The sequence below is a fragment of the Kitasatospora sp. NPDC028055 genome (assembly GCF_040637885.1).
Taxonomy (GTDB): domain Bacteria; phylum Actinomycetota; class Actinomycetes; order Streptomycetales; family Streptomycetaceae; genus Kitasatospora.
In genome coordinates this window covers 111252-129373 of sequence record NZ_JBEZXE010000004.1, presented here as the reverse complement: position 1 = coordinate 129373, position 18122 = coordinate 111252, and the positions used below count along the sequence as shown (strand labels likewise).

General features: G+C 72.8%; 19 protein-coding genes. 16 read left to right on the top strand and 3 right to left on the bottom strand.

What is annotated here, in order from left to right:
* The first annotated feature begins 32 nt into the window (after positions 1 to 32).
* The 3 genes from AB0F71_RS07920 to AB0F71_RS07910 all read left to right on the top strand — a co-directional run bounded on the left by AB0F71_RS07920 (position 33) and on the right by AB0F71_RS07910 (position 2180).
* Entirely contained in the window at positions 33 to 581 is a 549-nt protein-coding gene (locus AB0F71_RS07920) for an ATP/GTP-binding protein (protein WP_360229937.1), read from the top strand.
* Between the two features lie 199 nt (positions 582 to 780).
* Positions 781 to 948: a hypothetical protein gene (locus AB0F71_RS07915; RefSeq protein WP_360229726.1), complete on the top strand. Its 168-nt coding sequence runs from the start codon at positions 781 to 783 to the stop codon at positions 946 to 948.
* A 380-nt stretch (positions 949 to 1328) separates the two neighbouring features.
* Positions 1329 to 2180 (top strand): winged helix-turn-helix domain-containing protein, encoded by an 852-nt coding sequence (locus AB0F71_RS07910; RefSeq protein ID WP_360229724.1) that lies wholly within the window; start codon positions 1329 to 1331, stop codon positions 2178 to 2180.
* A gap of 198 nt (positions 2181 to 2378) precedes the next feature.
* On the opposite strand, the gene AB0F71_RS07905 is transcribed toward AB0F71_RS07910, so the two are convergent.
* Entirely contained in the window at positions 2379 to 3161 is a 783-nt protein-coding gene (locus AB0F71_RS07905) for an IclR family transcriptional regulator (protein WP_360229722.1), read from the bottom strand.
* Between the two features lie 548 nt (positions 3162 to 3709).
* Between AB0F71_RS07905 and AB0F71_RS07900 the strand changes: the two genes are divergently transcribed.
* From AB0F71_RS07900 to AB0F71_RS07875, 6 genes are all read left to right on the top strand, one after another.
* On the top strand, positions 3710 to 4759 hold the full coding sequence (locus AB0F71_RS07900; protein WP_360229720.1) for an ABC transporter substrate-binding protein: 1050 nt from the start codon (positions 3710 to 3712) through the stop codon (positions 4757 to 4759).
* A gap of 203 nt (positions 4760 to 4962) precedes the next feature.
* On the top strand, positions 4963 to 5991 hold the full coding sequence (locus tag AB0F71_RS07895) for an ABC transporter substrate-binding protein (protein ID WP_360229718.1): 1029 nt from the start codon (positions 4963 to 4965) through the stop codon (positions 5989 to 5991).
* A gap of 2 nt (positions 5992 to 5993) precedes the next feature.
* Complete coding sequence (locus AB0F71_RS07890) at positions 5994 to 6854, top strand: ABC transporter permease (protein ID WP_360229717.1); 861 nt, start codon at positions 5994 to 5996, stop codon at positions 6852 to 6854.
* Entirely contained in the window at positions 6851 to 7651 is an 801-nt protein-coding gene (locus tag AB0F71_RS07885; protein WP_360229715.1) for an ABC transporter ATP-binding protein, read from the top strand. The genes AB0F71_RS07890 and AB0F71_RS07885 overlap by 4 nt, the downstream gene beginning before the upstream one ends.
* 116 nt (positions 7652 to 7767) lie before the next feature.
* Positions 7768 to 8673 (top strand): ABC transporter substrate-binding protein, encoded by a 906-nt coding sequence (locus AB0F71_RS07880; RefSeq protein WP_360229713.1) that lies wholly within the window; start codon positions 7768 to 7770, stop codon positions 8671 to 8673.
* Positions 8674 to 8676: 3 nt separating this feature from the next.
* Positions 8677 to 9756, top strand: coding sequence for an LLM class flavin-dependent oxidoreductase (locus tag AB0F71_RS07875; RefSeq protein ID WP_360229711.1), 1080 nt, complete (start codon positions 8677 to 8679; stop codon positions 9754 to 9756).
* A 176-nt stretch (positions 9757 to 9932) separates the two neighbouring features.
* On the opposite strand, the gene AB0F71_RS07870 is transcribed toward AB0F71_RS07875, so the two are convergent.
* On the bottom strand, positions 9933 to 10925 hold the full coding sequence (locus AB0F71_RS07870; protein ID WP_360229709.1) for an aldo/keto reductase: 993 nt from the start codon (positions 10923 to 10925) through the stop codon (positions 9933 to 9935).
* Positions 10926 to 11444: 519 nt separating this feature from the next.
* Between AB0F71_RS07870 and AB0F71_RS07865 the strand changes: the two genes are divergently transcribed.
* The 6 genes from AB0F71_RS07865 (at position 11445) to AB0F71_RS07840 (ending at position 16386) form a co-directional block, all read left to right on the top strand.
* The gene (locus AB0F71_RS07865; protein ID WP_360229707.1) at positions 11445 to 12464 is read left to right on the top strand and encodes an LLM class flavin-dependent oxidoreductase; all 1020 of its coding nucleotides are present in this window, start codon (positions 11445 to 11447) and stop codon (positions 12462 to 12464) included.
* Positions 12465 to 12758: 294 nt separating this feature from the next.
* Positions 12759 to 13325 (top strand): TetR/AcrR family transcriptional regulator, encoded by a 567-nt coding sequence (locus AB0F71_RS07860; RefSeq protein ID WP_360229705.1) that lies wholly within the window; start codon positions 12759 to 12761, stop codon positions 13323 to 13325.
* 125 nt (positions 13326 to 13450) lie between these two features.
* Positions 13451 to 14035, top strand: coding sequence for a DUF4865 family protein (locus tag AB0F71_RS07855; protein ID WP_360229703.1), 585 nt, complete (start codon positions 13451 to 13453; stop codon positions 14033 to 14035).
* Positions 14036 to 14052: 17 nt separating this feature from the next.
* Positions 14053 to 14646: a carboxymuconolactone decarboxylase family protein gene (locus AB0F71_RS07850; RefSeq protein WP_360229701.1), complete on the top strand. Its 594-nt coding sequence runs from the start codon at positions 14053 to 14055 to the stop codon at positions 14644 to 14646.
* Entirely contained in the window at positions 14643 to 15593 is a 951-nt protein-coding gene (locus tag AB0F71_RS07845) for a phosphotriesterase (protein ID WP_360229699.1), read from the top strand. The genes AB0F71_RS07850 and AB0F71_RS07845 overlap by 4 nt, the downstream gene beginning before the upstream one ends.
* A 136-nt stretch (positions 15594 to 15729) precedes the next feature.
* Positions 15730 to 16386, top strand: coding sequence for a Pr6Pr family membrane protein (locus AB0F71_RS07840; protein ID WP_360229697.1), 657 nt, complete (start codon positions 15730 to 15732; stop codon positions 16384 to 16386).
* Between the two features lie 131 nt (positions 16387 to 16517).
* Here AB0F71_RS07840 and AB0F71_RS07835 read toward each other — a convergent pair whose 3' ends face one another.
* The gene (locus AB0F71_RS07835) at positions 16518 to 17282 is read right to left on the bottom strand and encodes an SDR family oxidoreductase (RefSeq protein WP_360229695.1); all 765 of its coding nucleotides are present in this window, start codon (positions 17280 to 17282) and stop codon (positions 16518 to 16520) included.
* 137 nt (positions 17283 to 17419) lie between these two features.
* Between AB0F71_RS07835 and AB0F71_RS07830 the strand changes: the two genes are divergently transcribed.
* Complete coding sequence (locus tag AB0F71_RS07830) at positions 17420 to 18046, top strand: TetR family transcriptional regulator (RefSeq protein WP_360229693.1); 627 nt, start codon at positions 17420 to 17422, stop codon at positions 18044 to 18046.
* The last annotated feature ends 76 nt before the right edge of the window (positions 18047 to 18122 follow it).

Below are 18122 nucleotides of genomic sequence, written 5' to 3'. Positions count from 1 at the left end.
ACCCGCGCTGGCGCGGCGGTCCGGCCGCCGCGGTGAAGATCCTGGTGGCGGGCGGGTTCGGCGCGGGCAAGACCACCCTGGTCGGGGCGGTCAGCGAGATCCGGCCGCTGCGCACCGAGGAGGAGCTCAGCGAGCTGGGCCGCCCGCTGGACGACACCTCGGGGGTGGAGGCCAAGCGGACCACCACGGTGGCGATGGACTTCGGCCGGATCGACCTGCGGCCCGGCCTCGCGCTCTACCTGTTCGGGACCCCTGGGCAGGACCGGTTCTGGTTCGTCTGGGACGAGTTGGCGCGCGGCGCGCTCGGCGCCGTGGTGCTCGCCGACACCCGACGGCTGGCCGACTGCTTCCCCTCGGTCGACTTCTTCGAGCAGCGCGGCATCCCGTTCCTGGTCGCGGTCAACTGCTTCGACGGCACCGAGCGGTTCGCCCCGGAGGAGGTCCGGGACGCGCTGGACCTCGACCCGGGCATTCCGGTGGTGCTGTGCGACGCCCGGTTGCGGGAGGACGGCAAGGAACTGCTCGTGGCGCTGGTCGAGCACGCCGCCGAGCTCCGTCGGCGGGCCACGGCCCGGACCTGAGGCTCCATGGGATCGGCCCTGGTCAGGGGCGCTTCGTGCACCCGACGTCTCATTCGGTGGTCCACATGTCGGACGAACGGTGCGCGGAAGGTTGCCTAGACAGGCTCGGGCGTGGAAGGCTCTGTGGACGAAAGCCGTCCCGGCGCGCACCGGACCATGGGTGTGTCGCCGCGCGGGCAACGAAGCGCGATGAAGCGCGATGAAGCGCAAGCGCGTGGAGCGCGACGAGGCAGGACGAAGGGGGAGGGCAGCAGGGATGACCGTCGGCAAGCGACGCATCACCGCCGTGCCCGGCCCCGTCATGCCGGTGCTCACCGTCCGCCGCTACATCGACCACGCGCTGATCTGCAGCGCCTGTTGTCGCTGACCGGCTTCCTTCACTCCGGTACGTCCCCGGCACCTCAGGCCTGCACCCGGCCGCCGCCCGACGCACCACCGACCCCGTCGACCAGGCCGTAGCGGAACGCACGTCAGGAGCGCCCGCGGCCGACCGATCCGGCCCCGCCCCGCCCCGTCCCGTCCCGCGGAGAGACCACCAGTGAACACCGTTCGCCCCAGCAACTCCCTCGAACCGTTCTGGCCGTCCCGGCAGCCACACCTGTTCGATCAGACGTGTCCGGGCTCGCCCAGCGCGTCCCGGCCCTCCGCCCGCTGAACCCGGTCCCCCCGGTCCAGCTCCGGCAGTACGCCCGGTCGACGCGCAGACGACTCCACCCCGTCCGTCACGCGCGAAATGAGCGGCACACCATGTCTTCCTCCTCCACGGCCACCCTGCCCCTGCCCACCGCGACCCCGCACCTGCGCGCGGTCCGCTCCGTTCCTCCGACCTCCCTCCCTCCCGTCTCCGCCGTTCCCTCCGTCATCCCTTCCGTCGTCCCTTCTGCCGTCCCCTCCCTCCCGTCGGTCTCGCCCGTGGTCGGGCCGGTCCGTCCGGGGGGCGGTGCGGGTGCCGGTGCGGCCGGTGCCCCGGTCGTCGGCGGCCCCCAGTCCTGGGCTGTCGCACCGCCGGCGCCCGCGTCGCTGCTCGCCGCACTGCCGGAGGGGGCGGCCGTCGTCGCCACCCTGCCGCAGGGCGTGCTGCCACAGGGACTGCTCGCCCAGTACGGTGCACAGACCGGCGCGCCCGGCGGTCACCCGATGGTCGGCTACCTGGTGCTGGTGCCGGCCGAGAGCCCGGCGGCCGGGCCGGTCGGCCTGGCCGGGCACGCCGCTACGGGCACGCTGCCGGGCGGTGTCGGGGCGGGCGGTTCGGGGACGGGCGCCGCGGGGACGAGCGCCGCACCGGCCGCCGTCCGTCCGGTCCGGCCCGCTGGACGCGGCATCGCCGTCGACGCCGAGCGGCGCAACGCCTACGTCGACGGGCGGCTGCTCGACCTCACCTACCTGGAGTTCGAGCTGCTGGCCCACCTCACCGAGCACCCCCAGCGGGTGCACACCCGGGACCACCTGGTCTCGGCGGTCTGGGGCTACGGCCACGTCGGGGACGGTCGCACGGTGGACGTGCACGTCGCCCGGCTGCGCCGCAAGCTCGGCCCCGCCTACCGGGACTCGATCGTGACGGTGCGCCGGGTCGGGTACAAGTACACGCCGGTCAACTGAGCTGCTGCTCAGCCCTGTTCGGCCGTCGGCCGACCGCGTCTGACTCATGACCATTGGCCCACGGCCCACGGTCCACGGCCTTCGGCGCGAGGCCTCCCTGTGTCGCAGCGGGCCGTCCGTTCCTTTGCTGAACGGGCGGCCCGCTGCGGCGTGTTGGCGCGGCGTGGGCGGTGCGAGTCGAGTGGGTGCGTCTGCCGGTCAGGCCCGTTGGTCGGGTGGCAGCAGGAGGACGGAGAGGGCTTCGGCGCAGGTCCGGGCATGGGCCAGGAACCGGTCCAGCCGGTCGTCGGTGAGGTGTGCCGGGGTCGAGCGGACCGCGAGCGCGAACCGGGCCTGTCCGGCGGCGTCCAGTACGGGAACCGCGAGCGTCCGCACCCCGGCGGCGGACTCGCCGTCGTTGAGCGCGTGACCGGCCGCCCGTACCCGCGCCAACTCCTCTTCCAGGAGGGCTGGTTCGGTGATCGTACGGTCGGTGAAGGAGGGTAGCGGGCCGAGCGCGGACACCGCCGCCTCACCCGCGCGCGGCCAGGCGAGCAGGACCTTGCCGAGCGCGGTGGAGTGCAGCGGTCGGCGCAGGCCGAGCCCGGTGTCCGGCCGGACCGAGCCGCCGACCAGGATGACGGCGTGCGGGCCGCTGCGGATCGCCAGGTCGGCGGTCGTTCCGGTGCGCCGGGAGAGCAGCTCCAGTTCGGGGCCGGCCAGGTGCAGTCCGCGCTGGTGGAAGGTGAGTTGGCCGAGTTCGGCGACCGCCGGGCCCAACCGGTAGCGCGCCGTCTGATCGTCCTGCTCCAGGAACCCGGCGCTGACCAGCGTGCGGGCGAGCCGGTGCGCCGTGGAGACCGAGAGGTCCATTCGACGGGCCAGGTCCGAGGCGCTGAGGTCGGGGCCGTTGTCGTGGAAACAGTGCAGCAGCCCGAGCGCGCGCTGGACGGCCTGGGCGCCGGCCGGGGGGCTCTGGACGGCGGTGGCGGCCTCGGCCATGGCACCTCGCGTTCGGTTCGTGACTCCGGGCGGTGCGCCGGAGGGAGTCTCAGCGTAGGGCAGCGAGTGCTGCGGAGATATGTCAACAACGTTGCAATGGCATGGCGTTGATGAACAACTGGTCCCACCATGTGGCAAAGGCTTGCTTCCGGATCGGCCGGCGTGGAACGCTCCTCGCATCGCGCCGCCCGCTCCTCGGTACGGACGGCGCATGACCGCCATGGCCATCGCCATCATCATCGCCGTCCCACCTCGCCGCGCTCGGTGCACCCGTGTGCCGCGACGCGTGGATTCCCGTGCGCCGGAGCCGGAAGGAGCAGCGCCGTGACGTCCCACCGGTGTGTTCCCTCCTGTAGCTGTTGTCGTTGACGCTCCTCGTTCCCCCTGCTCCTGCTCCTGCTCCTGCGCCTGCCGCCTTCGTACGCCGTGCGGTGCGCGCTCTGCGCTCTGCTTTCCGCTCGCTGCTGCGCGCCCTGTCGCGCGGCAGCGGCGCACCCGAACTCCGATGTCTCCGACCGTCGTCGGACCCCCGAAGAGGACCACGCCCCGTGCCCAGTCGTTCGCCGAGCTCCTCCGCCGTTCCCGAAACCCTCTGGTTCACCCGCTGCCCGGTGCCCACCGCGACCGGCATCGCCGCCGATCAGGGGTGGCTGGCGCGGGAGTTCGCCGCCGACGGGATCGCCGTCCGCTCGCTCCAGGACGCCCCGCCGGAGGTGGCTGCCGACCACCACTACACCCACGCGCTCACCGGGCTCTTCCGCGAGGGCGGCAACGTCCCCGCGCTGTGGGCCCGTTCGCGTGGGGAGGCGACCAGGCTGATCGGGTTGACCTGGATCGAGGAGCGGCAGGTCGTCCTGGTCCGGGCAGGGAGCGGCATAGCCGAGCCCGGGCAGCTGCGCGGGCTGAGGTTGGCGATTCCACATCATGGGATCGGCATCGACTTCTGGCGGGCCATGGCCCTGGCCGGCTTCCGGGGCGCCCTGGCGCTCGCGGGGCTCGGGCTGGAGGACGCCGAGCTGGTCGACGTACCGGCCGCCCCGGGCGGCGGGCAGTGGTCCGCCGAACTGTCCGCATTGCGAGACGGCTTGGTGGACGCCGTGTACGTGAAGGGGGCGCTGGCCGTCGAGGCGGCCCGCCGGATCGGCGCGGAGGTGGCGGTGGAGCTGGACGCGGCCCCGGACCGCCGGGCCCGGGTCAACAACGGGACGCCCCGGCCGGTCACCGTCCACCAGCGGCTGCTGGACGAGCACCCGGAGCTGGTCGCCCGCTTCCTGGTGGTCCTGCTGGAGGCCGCCGACTGGGCCGCCGAGCGTCCGGCGGAGGTGGCCAGGATCCTCCAGGCCGAGACCGGCGCGGGTGCGGAGGGCGTTGCGGGTGCCTATGCGGCGGGCAGCCACCGCACGCTGCACCTGGACCTCTCGGAGGAGCGGTTGGAGCTGCTGGGCCAGCAGGAACGTTTCCTCAGCGAGCAGGGCTTCCTCGCCACACCGGTCGACGTCCGCGCCTGGGCCGACCCGGAGCCGCTCCGCGCTGCGCGTGAGCTGCTGCGCGAGCGGCGGGCGGCGTGTGGCGGGCGTGTGGCGAGCGTGACCTGCTGACCATCCGTCCGGTCGTCGGTCCGGCCGGCCGGCTGTGCCGTCCGACGCCAGCCCGACGCCGCCGGATGCCGCCCGACACCGCCCTACGCCAGCCCGACGGAGTTCGGCGAACAACTTTCAGCGAACAGATTTCAGATAACAGAGTTCAGCGAACAACTTTCGAAAGTTGTCAGCTGTCATCTGTCACCCGCTTTGGAGACCCCGTGAACACCGTCCGCCTCGCCCTCGCTGCCACCGCGCTGCTCGCCACCACCGCCCTGGCCGCCTGCGGCTCCTCCGCCGACGGGGGCAGCGCCTCCGCTGGCGGCGGGGCCGGTGGCAAGGCCGACACCGTGCTCCGCCTTCCCGACCCCGGGAACAACGGGTTCCTCGCCCGTGGCAAGAAGGACGGCTCGCTGGATCGGGCCCTGGCGGCCGTCCACGCCAAGGTTGCCTGGACCGGCAGTGCGGGCCCGTTCGCCCCCGCCGCGCAGGCTCTGTCCGCCGACCAGCTCGACGTCGCCCAGGGCTCGATCACCTCGGCCGTCGCCGCGCTCGCCCAGAAGCCCGGTTTCAAGCTGTTCGCCCAGACCGCCCCCGACGGCGTCGGCGAGGGCATCCTGGTCAAGAACGACTCGCCCATCAAGACCGTGCAGGACCTGGTCGGCAAGAAGGTCGCCGTCTCCCAGGGCGGCACCAGCGAGTACCTCCTGCTCAGGGCGCTGGAGAAGAACGGGGTCCCGGCCGACCAGGTCCAGCGGGTCTATCTGCGCGCCGACCAGACCTCGGGAGTCTTCAACTCCGGCCAGGTGGACGCCTGGGCCACCTGGAACACCTTCTCCACGCCCACCATCGCCAATGCCGGCGCGCACTTCCTGGTCGACGGCAAGGCGATTGACTCCGACAACTACGCGGTCTGGGCGGTGCGCAACGGTTTCGCCGACAAGCACCCAGACGTGGTCAAGGCCTTCTACGCCTACCTGCGCGACAACGGCGCCAAGGAGAAGGCCGATCCGGCCGCCTATCTCAACGTCTTCACCGACTCCGGCCCGACCGCCGTCACCCCGGCCGAGAAGGACGTCGCGGTGAACGTCAGTCGGCAGGCCGCCCCGGCCGGCGCCATCTCGCCGGCCGACACCGCCCGCTTCGGCACCGTCGCCCAGTTCTTCGCCGACCAGAAGGTCACCAAGCAGCTGGTCGACGTCAAGCCCTACCTGATCGACATCGACACCTTCGGAGGCGGTGCCAAGTGACCGTGCTCGCAACGGAAAAGGACTCCGAGGACACCCGAGCCGCCCTGGCCGCGGGTCTCGTGCCGCCGCAGGCCCGGCTCCGACGGCCCCGCCCGCGCGTCCTCGCCGTGCTGCTGCGCACGCTCGGTCCGCTGGCCCTGCTCGGTGGCTGGGCGCTCGCCTCCGCCACCGGTGCGCTGACCCAGGACGTACTCGCTTCGCCGGCCCAGGTCGCGGAAGCCGTCGGTGAGTTGTGGGGCAATGGCCAGCTGACCGACGCCCTCACCGTGTCGCTCGCCCGGGCCGGACTCGGACTACTGCTCGGTGCCACCACGGGACTGGTGCTCGGTGTGGTGACCGGATTCACCCGCCTCGGTGAGGAACTGCTCGACTCGGCGGTCCAAGTCCTGCGCACCGTACCGTTCCTGGCGCTCGTCCCGCTCTTCATGGTGTGGTTCGGCATCACCGAGACCGCGAAGGTCGCCCTGATCGGGGTGGCCACCAGCTTCCCGATGTACGTCTCCGCCTCGGGCGGGGTCCGCAACACCGACCGCAAGCTGGTGGAGGCGATGCACAGCTTCGGCCTGGGCCGCTGGGCGATCGTGCGGACGGTCGTACTGCCCGGGGCGCTGCCCTCCCTGCTGTCCGGTCTGCGGCTCTCCATGACGCTCAGCGTGATCGCCCTGATCGCCGCCGAGGAGATCAACTCCACCGAGGGTATCGGCTACTTGATGGCCCAGGCCCAGAACTACTCACGCACCGACGTGCTCGCCGTCTGCATCCTGATCTACGGTCTGCTCGGCCTCGCCGCCGACGGCATCGTCCGGATCCTGGAACGGCTGCTGATGCCGTGGCGCCGCGCCGTCCGAGGAGCCGCCCGATGACCGCCCCCGCCGACTCGGCCCCCGCCCCGGCCCCGCCCGTGAGCACCACCGTGGGCGCCGCCGTGAGCACCACCGTGAGCGCCGCCGCGGCCGCTGATGGCGCGGCCCCCGCCGTCCATCTGCGCGGGCTGCGTCGGGTGTTCGGTACCAGGGCCGTGCTCGACGGCGTCGATCTGTCCATCGCCCGGGGTGAGTTCGTCGCCCTGCTCGGTGCCAGCGGCACCGGGAAGACCACCCTGCTGCGGATCCTCGGCGCGCTGGACCAGGCTGACCAGGGCACCGTACTGGTGCCGCCGGTCCGCACTGTGGTGTTCCAGGAGCCCCGACTCGTCCCCTCCAAGCGGGTGTTGGCCAATGTCACGGTCGGCCTGCCGCGCGGCGCGGCGACCCGGGGGACCGGGTTGAGGGCACTCGCCGAGGTGGGCCTGGAGGGGCATGCCGAGGACTGGCCGGCCACCCTCTCGGGCGGCGAGGCGCAGCGCGTCGCACTTGCCAGAGCGCTCGTGCGGGAGCCGCAACTCTTGCTCCTGGACGAACCGTTCGCGGCGCTGGACGCCCTGACCAGGCTGCGGATGCAGGACCTGGTCGGCGATCTCGTCCGCCGCCACCGGCCCGCCGTGCTGCTGGTCACCCATGACGTGGACGAGGCCGTCCGGCTCGCCGACCGCGTTGCCGTACTGCGCGACGGTCTGCTGGTGCGGGACGAGGCCGTCGGCGTCGAACGCCCCCGGGACCCGGCCGACGCCGCCTTCGCCGACCTGCGCCGCCGACTGCTCGCCGACCTCGGCGTCCACTGAACGGCGTTCCGCCGAGCCTCCATCGTTCCACTGCTCTGCCGCTCCGCCGCTCCACCCCTCCCGTACAGCACAGCGCGTCTTCGCATGATCCCTTACGCACCAACGGAGTTGACCGTATGACCGTCACCCTCGGCGTTCACGCCAGCAATCCCACGCTCTACTACCTCGCCCGACTGCCCTACCTGGATGAGGAGTTGGCCCCGCTCGGGGAGAGCGGCGCGTTCCACCACTACACCGACGGCACCCGTACCGGAGAGCTGCTCGCCGACGGCACCATCGACTTCGGCGGCACCGGCTCGACCCCGCCGATCACCGCCCAGGCGGCCGGCCACGACCTGGTGTACGCGGTGGTCTCCGCGCCCCGCCCCGACCACGGCGCGCTGCTCGTCCTGGACGCCGGGCCGGTGCGTACGGTCGCCGACCTCAAGGGCGGCACCGTGGTGCTCGGCGTCGGCTCCTGGCAGACCCATCTGCTCGCCAAGACCCTGGACGGGCATGGGCTTTCGTACGGCGAGGACGTCACCCCGGCGCGGCCGGTGGCGGGGGAGGACCAGGCCCGGAGGCTGCGCGAGGGCGAGATCGCGGGCTGGATCGCCCAGGGTGCCGAGCTCGCCGCGGCCCGTCGCGGTGGGGAGTTCCGCGAGCTGATCCGTACCGGGGACGTCATCACCGACCGCTCGGTCTTCTTCACCCGCCGGGACTTCGCCACCGACCGCCCCGAGGTGGTCGCCGCGATCGCCACCGCGCTGCGCCGGGCGGACGCCTGGGTGGCCGCCCACCCGGCCGAGGCGGCCGCGATCGCGGCCCGGGAGCTGGGCGGAACGGCCGCAGACTGGCGTGCCGCGCTCGTCGCGCTGCCCTGGCAACTGGAGCCGGCCACCGACGCGTTCGTGGCCGAGCAGCAGGAGGCAGCGGACATCTTCCACCGGGTCGGCTTCATCGACCGCGCGCTGACCGTCGCCGACGCCCAACTGTCCGCTCTGGAGGCCCCGGTGGCCGCCGCACTCGGGAAGGACAGCTGAGCCGTGGCCTCCGAAGTCCTCTGGTACATCATCCCGCGCGAAGGACACTACCCCTGGGAGCCCTCCGGCCGACGCCCGGTGGACCTGCGGTACCTGCAGCAACTCGCAGGCAGTGTCGAGCGCTTGGGTTACACCGGCGCCTTGCTCGCCACTGACCTGTACGACGTCTGGACGCTCGGCAGCGCGCTCGCCGCGGCCACCGGACCAGCTTTCAAGCCCTTGTTGGCCGTCCATCCCGGTCTGGTCTCGCCTACCCTGCTCGCCAAGATGGCGCTCAGCTTCGACCACCTGCACGGCGGGCGGCTGCGCTTCAACGTGGTCAACGGCTCCACCGCGCAGCTGCGCGAGTACGGCCTGGACGTCGAACACGATGACCGCTACCGCCTCAGCGCCGAGTACTGGTCGATCGTCAAGCGCCTCACAGCGGGCGAAGTCTTCGACCACGAGGGTGAGTTCTACCGGTTGAAGAACGCCGGTGCGAGTCTGCGCGAGCTGACCCCGGTGCAGCCCGGTGGCATCCCGCTCTGGTTCGGCGGCAGTTCGCCGGCGGGAATCGAGATGGCCGCCCGGCACGTGGACGTCTACCTGACCTGGGGTGAGCCGCCGCACCTGCTCAAGGAGAAGCTCGACCTGGTCCGCGAGCGCGCCGCCGCGCACGGACGGAGAGTGCGGATCGGGCTGCGGCTGCACCTGATCGTTCGGGACACCGAGGAGGAGGCCTGGGCCGCCGCCGACCGGCTGCTGGACGTGACGAGCGAGGCGACGTACGCCCGGCAGCTGGGATCGGCCGAGGGGGAGGACGGCGTGGGCTGGCAGCGCCAGTTCCGTCAGCACGGCGGAAAGGTCCCGGCGCGTGCCCGCGAGCTGGAGGCCTACCCCAATCTCTGGCCGGGCATGAGTCTGTTCCGGCCCGGTCCGGGGACGGCGGTGGTCGGCTCGACGGCCCAGGTGGTCGAGCGGTTGAAGGAGTTCGAGGCGCTGGGCGTCGACACCTTCATCCTCTCCGGGAACCCGCTGCTCGAGGAGGCCCACCGGGTAGCAGAAACGGTTCTCCCGGCCTTGGGCATCGGCATCCGGCGCTGACTGCCGACAGGTGGCGGATGACAGGTGTCGACGAACAGATAACAGCTGACAGATTTCGAAATCTGTCAGCTGTTATCTGTCGGCTGTTGTCTGTCAGTTGTTATCCGTCATCTGTCGCCCGTCACCGTCACCCGTGGCCCGTCGCTCGTGACCCCTGGCCCGTTCCCCGTTCCCTGTCACGCGCTCAGCCGGTCGATCTCCGCCAGCTGCTCCTCCGTCAGCGGCCCGCCGGCCAGTGCGTCGAGGTTCTGGTTGAGCTGGGCCACGCTGCTCGCGCCGATGATCACCGAGACCACCCGCGGGTCCCGCAGCACCCAGCACAGGGCGAGCTGGGCCAGCGTCTGCCCGCGCTCCTCGGCGACCTTGTTCAGTGCCCGCAGCTGGTCCAGCTTCGACTCGGTCAGCACCTCCTCCTTCAGGAACTTCCCCACCGACATGCGCGAGCCGGCCGGGACCCGGCCCGACAGGTAGCGATCCGTCAGCAGTCCCTGGGCAAGGGGCGAATAGGCGATCAGGCTGGTCCGGGTGTCGCCCACCGCCTCCAGCACACCGCCCTCCTCCACGTTCCGGTTGAGGATCGAGTAGGCCGACTGGTTCAGCAGCACCGGCGTCCCGAGCTCGCGCAGGATCGCCACCGCCTCCCGGTGCTGCTCCGCCGGGTAGTTGGAGATCGCCGCGTACAGGGCCTTGCCCGAGCGCACCGCGCTGTCCAGCGCACCCATCGTCTCCTCGATCGGGGTGTCCGGGTCGTAGCGGTGCGAGTAGAAGACGTCGACGTAGTCCAGCCCCATCCGGCCCAGCGACTGGTCCAGGCTGGCCAGCAGGTACTTGCGGCTGCCGCCGTTTCCGTACGGGCCGGGCCACATGTCCCAGCCGGCCTTGGTGGCGATGAACAGTTCGTCGCGGTACGGCCGGAAGTCCTGCGCGAACAGGTAGCCGAAGTTGCGCTCCGCACTGCCGTACGGCGGTCCGTAGTTGTTCGCCAGGTCGAAGTGGGTGACGCCCCGGTCGAAGGCGCGGCGCAGCACGGCCCGCTGCACCTCCAGCGGCTGGGCGTCACCGAAGTTGTGCCAGAGCCCCAGTGAGACGGCGGGCAGCTGAACTCCGCTGCGGCCGGCCTTCCGGTAGGTCATCGAGGCATAGCGGTCATCCGCGGCGAGGTAGCTCATGCCGGACATCTTGCCAGTCGGCACCGCCCGATCAAGCCCCTGGGAGTGTCTTGCCCCGCCTTCCTCCGCTGCTTATCCTCGCGGAGGACCAGGTGGGGCAGCGCGGGGCCGGCTTCGGCCGCGTGCGGACGAGGCGGAGGGGGAGCGTGATGGCAGTCCGGACCGTAGCGGCCGAGGCCACCGTGACCGTCGTGCCCCGCTGTTGTCGCCGCCACCGCCGCAGCACCGTGCGCTGACGCCGCCCGCGGGCCGCCAGGCCCGCCCCGGTCCACCCCCGGTGCTGCCCGTCCGAGCGCAGCGCCGCGCGGCCGTACCCCTGCCTCCGTACCCGCGCCTCCGCCGGTGCCACGCGCGACGCACCACGCCGCGTCGTCACGGGCTCCCCGCGTCGGTCCCGTACCCGCATCGGTCCCGTACCCCGCGTCGGTCCGGTGCCCCGCGCGCCCCGCACCCGCAGCGCCCCGGACGGGCCAGCGCCGTTCCGTCGTCCGACCACCGAGCGCCCCCAAGGAGACCGCCGTGCGGTTCACCGTCTCATCCCTCGTCGCCAACGCCCCCGACCCCGTCACCGGCATCCACCGCACCCCGCAGCAGAAGCTGTGGAACGTGGTCGACCAGGCCGTCCTCGCCGAGCAACTCGGTTACGACGGCTACGGGGTGGGGGAGCGGCACGGCGAACCGTTCCTCTCCCCGGCGCCGCCCGTGCTGCTGAGCGCGATCGCCGCCCGCACCAGCGCCATCCGGCTGTTCACCACGGTGACGGTGCTGAGCATCCTGGACCCGGTCCGGGTCGCGGAGGACTACGCGATGCTCGACCAACTCTCCGGGGGCCGGATCGAGTTGATCATCGGCAAGGGCAACGACCCGCGCCACTTCGGGCTGTTCGGCCTCCCCGAGGAGCGCCAGTGGGAGGCGCTCGCCGAGAACTACGGCCTGCTGCACCGGCTCTGGCGGGAGGAGAAGGTGACGTGGCGGGGCTCGACCCGTCCGCCGCTCACGGAGGCGACCGTCTCGCCGCGTCCGCTCCAGGACCCGATCCCGGTCTGGCACGGCAGTGCGACCAGCACCCGCTCGACCGACCTCGCCGCCCGCTACGGCGATCCGCTGTTCTCCGCCAACTCCTTCCACCCGCTGGCCAAGTACCGCGCCCTGGTGGAGGACTACCGCGAGCGCTGGGAGCACTACGGCCGCGATCCGAAGGAGGCCCGGGTGGGCGCGGGCTTCGGCGGACTGTACGTCGCCAGGCGCTCGCAGGACGCGGTGGAGGGCTTCCGGCCGTACTGGGACGCCATGGTCAACTCGGCGGCGGGCAAGCACAACAACTCGCCGTTCCGTTCACTGGAGGACGCGCTGGAGGAGGGTTCGGCCCTGGTCGGCAGCCCGCAGCAGGTGATCGAGAAGATCCACCGCTACCACGAGGCCTTCGGCAACGAGGTGGTCGGGATCGGGGTCGACGCGCTGACCGAGGATGTGCAGCGGGAGCAACTGGAGCTGTTCGCGGCCGAGGTGGCACCGGTGATCCGGCGCGAACTGCCCTGAGCGCCCGCCCGCGCGGGGCGCCGCGCACTCCCTGTGCGGCGTGACGCCCGACACCGTGCGTAACGTGACGCGCGCCACCTGGTCGGGCCGAATGCCCGTGGCCGGTGCGGGGGATGACGAACGGTCGAGGGGCCGTGGCCGCCGGGGGGCGGCGCACGGCCCTCGGTCTTTCCGTCCCCTCCGCCGGGCGGCGCCCATCGACCCCACCGCCCTCAGCTCGCTCCGCCCCCGTTCCCGTTGCCGGTGTCGAGAAAGCCCCTTCCTTCTGTACCTACTGGTATGTACAGTGGGCTCATGACCACCCAGGACCGCCTCATCGAGAGCACCCAGGCCCTCCTCTGGGAGCGCGGCTACGTCGGCACCAGTCCGAAGGCCATCCAGCAGCGCTCCGGCGTCGGCCAGGGCAGCATGTACCACCACTTCGACGGCAAGCCCGGCCTCGCCGCCGCCGCCCTGCGCCGCAGCGCCGAGCAGATGCGGAGCATCGCCGAGGCCGACCTCGCCGCCCCCGGCACCGCGTTCGACCGGATCGCCGCTTACCTGCACCGCGACCGGGAGGTGCTGCGCGGCTGCCGGATCGGGCGGATGGCCCAGGACCCTGACGTGGTCGCGGACCCGCAGCTGCGCGCCCCGGTCGAGGAGACCTTCGACTGGCTGCGCGGCCGGATCGCCGAGCTGATCGCCGAGGGCCAGGCGCACGGCGAGTTCGCCGCCGGCCTCGACCCGGCGGACACCGCCGCGGCCGTGGTCGCCGTCGTCCAGGGCGGCTACGTCCTGGCCCGCGCCGCGGACAGTGCCGCCCCCTTCGAACAGGCCGTCCGCGGCGCCCTCGGCCTGCTCGCCACCCACCGCCGGGCCTGACGGGCGGCGACCCGCCCCTCCCGTTCACCAGCGGAGACCGTCCACCGAGCCCGTCTGTCCACCGAGCGCGTCAGCCGACGCTGCGACTCGACGGCCGCCACTCGCCCCGACCCAGGGAGCCCGCAGTGCATGCCATGCAGTACGAGATCACCCTCCCCGCCGACTACGACATGGCTGTCATCCGCCGACGCGTGGCCGACAAGGGCCACCTGCTGGACGCCCACCCCGGCCTCGGCCTCAAGGCGTACCTGGTCCGCGAACGCGGCCAGGACGGCTCGCCGGTCAACCAGTACGCGCCGTTCTACCTCTGGCGCACGGCCGAAGGCATGAACCGGTTCCTGTGGGGCCCGGGCTTCCGCGGTCTGAGCGCAGACTTCGGCCGCCCGGTCGTCCGCCACTGGCTCGGCGCGGGCCTGGCCGAGGGCGCCCGGACGGAGGCTCCGAGCACCGCCACGCGCACGATCGTCCGGCTCCCGGAGACCGCCGACCCGGCCGAGGCCGTCGAGCGGGCCCTCGCCGAGCTCCCTGCGCACCCGTCGCACCCAACCCTGCACACCGCCGCCGTCGCCGTGGACCCGAGCCGCTGGGAACTGCTCAGCCTCGCCCTCTGGTCCGGCCCCGCCCCGGAGGACGCGCCCGGCACCCGCTTCCGGGTGCTGCACCTGTCCCGTCCCGAACTCGACCGGCTGCCGGCCGGCCGCCACTGGTGAAAGGCCCCCTCACCGCGATGCCCGCCACGAACCCCGCCACCGCCACCGCCCCGGCCAACGCCGTGACCCGGCCCCTCACCCCGGCCGACGCCACCACGACCGACGCCGTCCCGGCCGATGCCGTCCCGACAGGCCTCGTCCCCGCCGACCTCACACCGGCGCCGCTCGACCGCGAAGCCGGCTACGCCCTGCTCGCCGAGCTCGCCGGCCCGGTCGCCGCCGGCACCCTCAGCGGTCTGGACGCGCTTGCCCCCGGCTTCGCCGACTGGATCGTCACCAGCCTCTTCGGTGGTACCTACCAGCGCCCCGGCCTCGCTCTGCGCGACCGCCAGATCGCCAACCTGGCCGCGCTCACCGCCCTCGGCGGGGTCGAGCCGCAGCTTGCCGACCACGTGCGCAACAGCCTGCGGATCGGGATGAGCCGCGAGGAGATCACCGAGGTGATCGTCCACCTGGCCCCGTACGTCGGCGTCCCCAAGGCCCTGGCCGGCCTCCGGGTGGCCACGGCCACCTTCGCAGCGTCCGCAGCCCCGCCTGCCGCCGCTTCCGTGACCGCCGCTGCCGTGACTGCCGCTCCCGTGACCGACACCCCGGCAGAGGACGCGGCATGACCGCCACCCGCACCGTACGGACCGTCCTGGGCGACCTCGCCCCCGGCGACCTGGGCGTCACCGACTCCCACGACCACCTCTTCATCCGCAGCCCCCTGCTCCCCGGCCAGGAGTTGGACGACCCAGTCGCTGCCGAGGCGGTGCTGAGCGAGTACGCCGCAGCCGGCGGCCACTCCTTCGTCCAGTGGACCCCGCGGGGCATGGGGCGTGGTGCGGGCACCCTCGCCGCGCTGTCCCGCGCGACCGGCGTCCACGTGATCGCCGCCACCGGCGCGCACCAGGCGGTCCACTACCCCGAGGACCGGTTCCCCGCCGGTACCCCCGGCACGACCGGAGGCCCCGCCGCGTCGGCCGACCTCGCCGAGCACTTCGTCACCGAGCTCAGCACCGGGCTCCCCGGCGCTCCCGAGGGCGTCCGGGCCGGTCTGATCAAGATCGCTGACGACGCGAGCCCGCTGACCGGGCACACCCGCCGGACGATGGCCGCCGCAGCCGAGGCGCACCACGCCACCGGTGCCCCGATCGCCGTCCACCTCGAACCCGAGGGTGACCCGCACGGCGTCCTGCACCGGCTGCACGGGCGGCACGGCGTCGACCCCGACCGGATCATCCTCGGCCACCTCACCCGCTTCACCGACCGGTCGCTGCACCGCAGCCTCGCCGCCGAGGGGGCGTTCCTCGCCCTGGACAGTCCCGCACGGATCGGCCACCCCGCCGACCTCCAGGCCTTCGAGGTGATCGCCGACCTGGTCGAGGCGGGCCACGCCGAACGGCTGCTGCTCGGCGCCGACACCACCACCCGGACGGCCCGCGAGGTCGGCGGCCCCACCCGGCTGCTCACCGACCTCGCCCCGCGACTGGCCCGCACCTTCGGGCCCGAGCTGTGCGAGCTGCTGCTGGTCGCCAACCCGGCGGCGGCCCTGGCCACCGACTGGCGCAGCCCCTGAGGCCTGCGCTGAACCGCTCCTGAACCGCTCCTGGAACGCTCCTGGAACGCTCCCTCATGTGGCCGGGTCCGCCCGCCGGGGTTTGAATCCGAAGAGCTCCTGTCCGGACCACGCCCCAGAGAGGCGGTTCCCGACGATGAACTCGTGGCTCGCCCCCGCCCGGCTCGCCGTCGCGGCCTTCCTGGTCGTCGCACTCTGCTTCTCCGGCTACCACGCGGCGACGGACGGCTCCGGGGTGGTGAACTTCCTCAGCTACTTCACCAACCTCGCCAACCTCGCCGGAGCGGCCGTCCTCGGCTACGGCGGCTGGGCCGGGCTGACCGGCCGCCGGCCCGTACCGGACGCGGTGCGCGGCGCGGTGGCGCTCTACCTGGTGGTCACCGGGTTGGCGTACGGCACGCTGCTGGCGACGTACCCGGCGCCGCTGGTGATCCCTTGGGTGGACGACGTGGTCCACCGCGTGATGCCGCTGCTCGTGCTCGCCGACTGGCTGGTCGACCCGCCCGCCCGGCCCGTCCGGGCCCGGACGGTGCTCGGCTGGCTGGGGTTCCCGCTGGTCTACCTGGCGTACGCGCTGCTCCGCGGCCACGCGGTCGGCTGGTACCCCTACCCGTTCCTCGACCCCGCCCGGCACGGCGGCTACCGCCGGATCGCGGGGGCGTGCTTCCTGCTGGCGGTGGCGTTCCTGCTGCTCGGGGCCGCGCTCGCGGCGGTCGGCAACGCGCTCGCTGCCCGCCGCGACGCCCGGCGGGGCGTGGCCTCGAACGGTCGGCACGCCCGGGCTACCGGCTGACCGCTACCAGCTGACTGCGACCGGAAGCCTGAGGAGCCTGAGAAGCCTGAGAACCCTGAGAAGGAGGACGCCGACGGGGCCCGTGCCCGATGGGGGAGGGCACGGGCCCCGCCGGTGACCGGACCGGGGGCTCACATGTGGGTGCCGCCGTCGATCCGGAGCTCGGTGCCGGTGACGAAGGCGCCGTCGTCGGAGGCCAGCATGGCGATCACGCCGGCCACCGTGTCCGGGCCCGCGAAGCCGTGGCCGAGGGCGGGGGAGAGCTTGGCCAGCAGGCCGAAATCGGCGTCGGCGGGCAGGCCCGGGTTGTTGGTCATGCCGCTGTCGATGCTGCCAGGTGCGACGCAGACCGCGCGCAGGCCCTGCTTCGAGTACTCCGAGGCGATCGCGTGGGTGAAGGACTGGATGCCGCCCTTGGTCGCGGCGTAGGCGGCCATGTAGGGGTGGGCGAAGCTCGCGGAGGTGGAGCTGAAGTTGACCACCACGCCCTTGCCGGTGGCGAGCAGCGCGGGGAGCGCCTCGCGGGTCATCAGGAAGGTGCCGGTCAGGTTCACCGCGAGGAGCTTGTTCCAGAACTCCAGGGTGGTCTGGTGGGTGTGCGAGGAGCGGAGGATGCCGGCGGCGTTGACCAGGACGTCCAGACCGCCCAGGCCCGCGACGGCCTCGGCGACGCCCGCCACCACGGCGGCCTCGTCCGAGATGTCCAGGACCTGGATCGTCAGGCGGTCGGCGGTGCCCTCGGCGGTCGCGCGGTCCAGGGTCTTCTTCAGGCCGTCCTCGTTGACGTCGACGGCGACGACCTTCCCGCCCTCGGCGAGGATCCGGTGCACGGTCGCCTGGCCGATGCCAGAGCCGCCGCCGGTGATCAGGACGTTCCGTCCGCTGAAGCGCTCCATGGTGGTCCTCCTTCGTTCGTGGTCTCTCGACCTCAAGAGACACGGTACGTCCATATGGCATGTTGTGCCAACAAGGCTTGATGTGCCACTCGGGCGCGATGTGCCGTGACCTTGATCGCTTGCGTACGCTGGCCCCTGTGACCGGACGCCCGACCCTGACCCAGCGCCGCCGTGACGCCACCCGGCTGGAGATCGCCCGCACCGCCGCCGCGCTTTTTGCCGAGCGGGGCGCCGAGGCGACCACCGCCGAGGAGATCGCCGCCGCCGCGGGCATCTCGCTGCGCACCTTCTACCGCTACTTCTCCGTCAAGGAGGACGCCGTCGCCCCGCTGTTGGCGGCCGGCGGGCAGCGCTGGATGGACCTGCTGGCCGAGAGCCCGGCGGACGTACCGCTGCGTGAGGCGCTGGAGCGCTCGGCCGTCGAGTCGCTCACCCCGGCCGACGACGCGGCCGTCGAGGCGATGTACTGGACCCGCGACCTGCTGCGCGACCCGCGGCTGGACGGCACCTGGCAGAAGGTCCACGCCGGGTCGGAGGAGCGGCTGCGGGGTGTGCTGGCCGCCCGCTGTCCGGACGGCGTCGATCCGCTGGAGGTCCGGCTGGCCGCGGCTGCGGCCACGGCGGCGATCCGGGTGGCCCTGGAGCAGTGGGCGGGCTCCGACGCGGCTGTCACCGGCCCGGGCTCCCCGCAGGACCTCGGCGGCCGCTGCATGCGCGAACTCACGGTGGGGCTACGGCTGTGGGCTCAGCCGGCGGGGGACTAGCGGGCTGGCGGCGAGCGGGCGCAAGCGAACAGACGGCCGCGAACGGATAGCGGCGAACAGATGACAGCGAACAACT

Excerpts from the sequence above, each read along its gene's own strand:
- AB0F71_RS07885 (WP_360229715.1), top strand. The coding sequence starts at position 6,851 with ATGACCGCCCCCGCCGACTCGGCCCCCGCCCCGGCCCCGCCCGTGAGC.
- AB0F71_RS07850 (WP_360229701.1), top strand. The coding sequence starts at position 14,053 with ATGCCCGCCACGAACCCCGCCACCGCCACCGCCCCGGCCAACGCCGTG.
- AB0F71_RS07905 (WP_360229722.1), bottom strand. The coding sequence starts at position 3,161 with ATGGCCGAGGCCGCCACCGCCGTCCAGAGCCCCCCGGCCGGCGCCCAG.
- AB0F71_RS07880 (WP_360229713.1), top strand. The coding sequence starts at position 7,768 with ATGACCGTCACCCTCGGCGTTCACGCCAGCAATCCCACGCTCTACTAC.
- AB0F71_RS07860 (WP_360229705.1), top strand. The coding sequence starts at position 12,759 with ATGACCACCCAGGACCGCCTCATCGAGAGCACCCAGGCCCTCCTCTGG.
- AB0F71_RS07910 (WP_360229724.1), top strand. The coding sequence starts at position 1,329 with ATGTCTTCCTCCTCCACGGCCACCCTGCCCCTGCCCACCGCGACCCCG.
- AB0F71_RS07915 (WP_360229726.1), top strand. The coding sequence starts at position 781 with ATGAAGCGCAAGCGCGTGGAGCGCGACGAGGCAGGACGAAGGGGGAGG.
- AB0F71_RS07840 (WP_360229697.1), top strand. The coding sequence starts at position 15,730 with ATGAACTCGTGGCTCGCCCCCGCCCGGCTCGCCGTCGCGGCCTTCCTG.
- AB0F71_RS07835 (WP_360229695.1), bottom strand. The coding sequence starts at position 17,282 with ATGGAGCGCTTCAGCGGACGGAACGTCCTGATCACCGGCGGCGGCTCT.
- AB0F71_RS07845 (WP_360229699.1), top strand. The coding sequence starts at position 14,643 with ATGACCGCCACCCGCACCGTACGGACCGTCCTGGGCGACCTCGCCCCC.
- AB0F71_RS07870 (WP_360229709.1), bottom strand. The coding sequence starts at position 10,925 with ATGAGCTACCTCGCCGCGGATGACCGCTATGCCTCGATGACCTACCGG.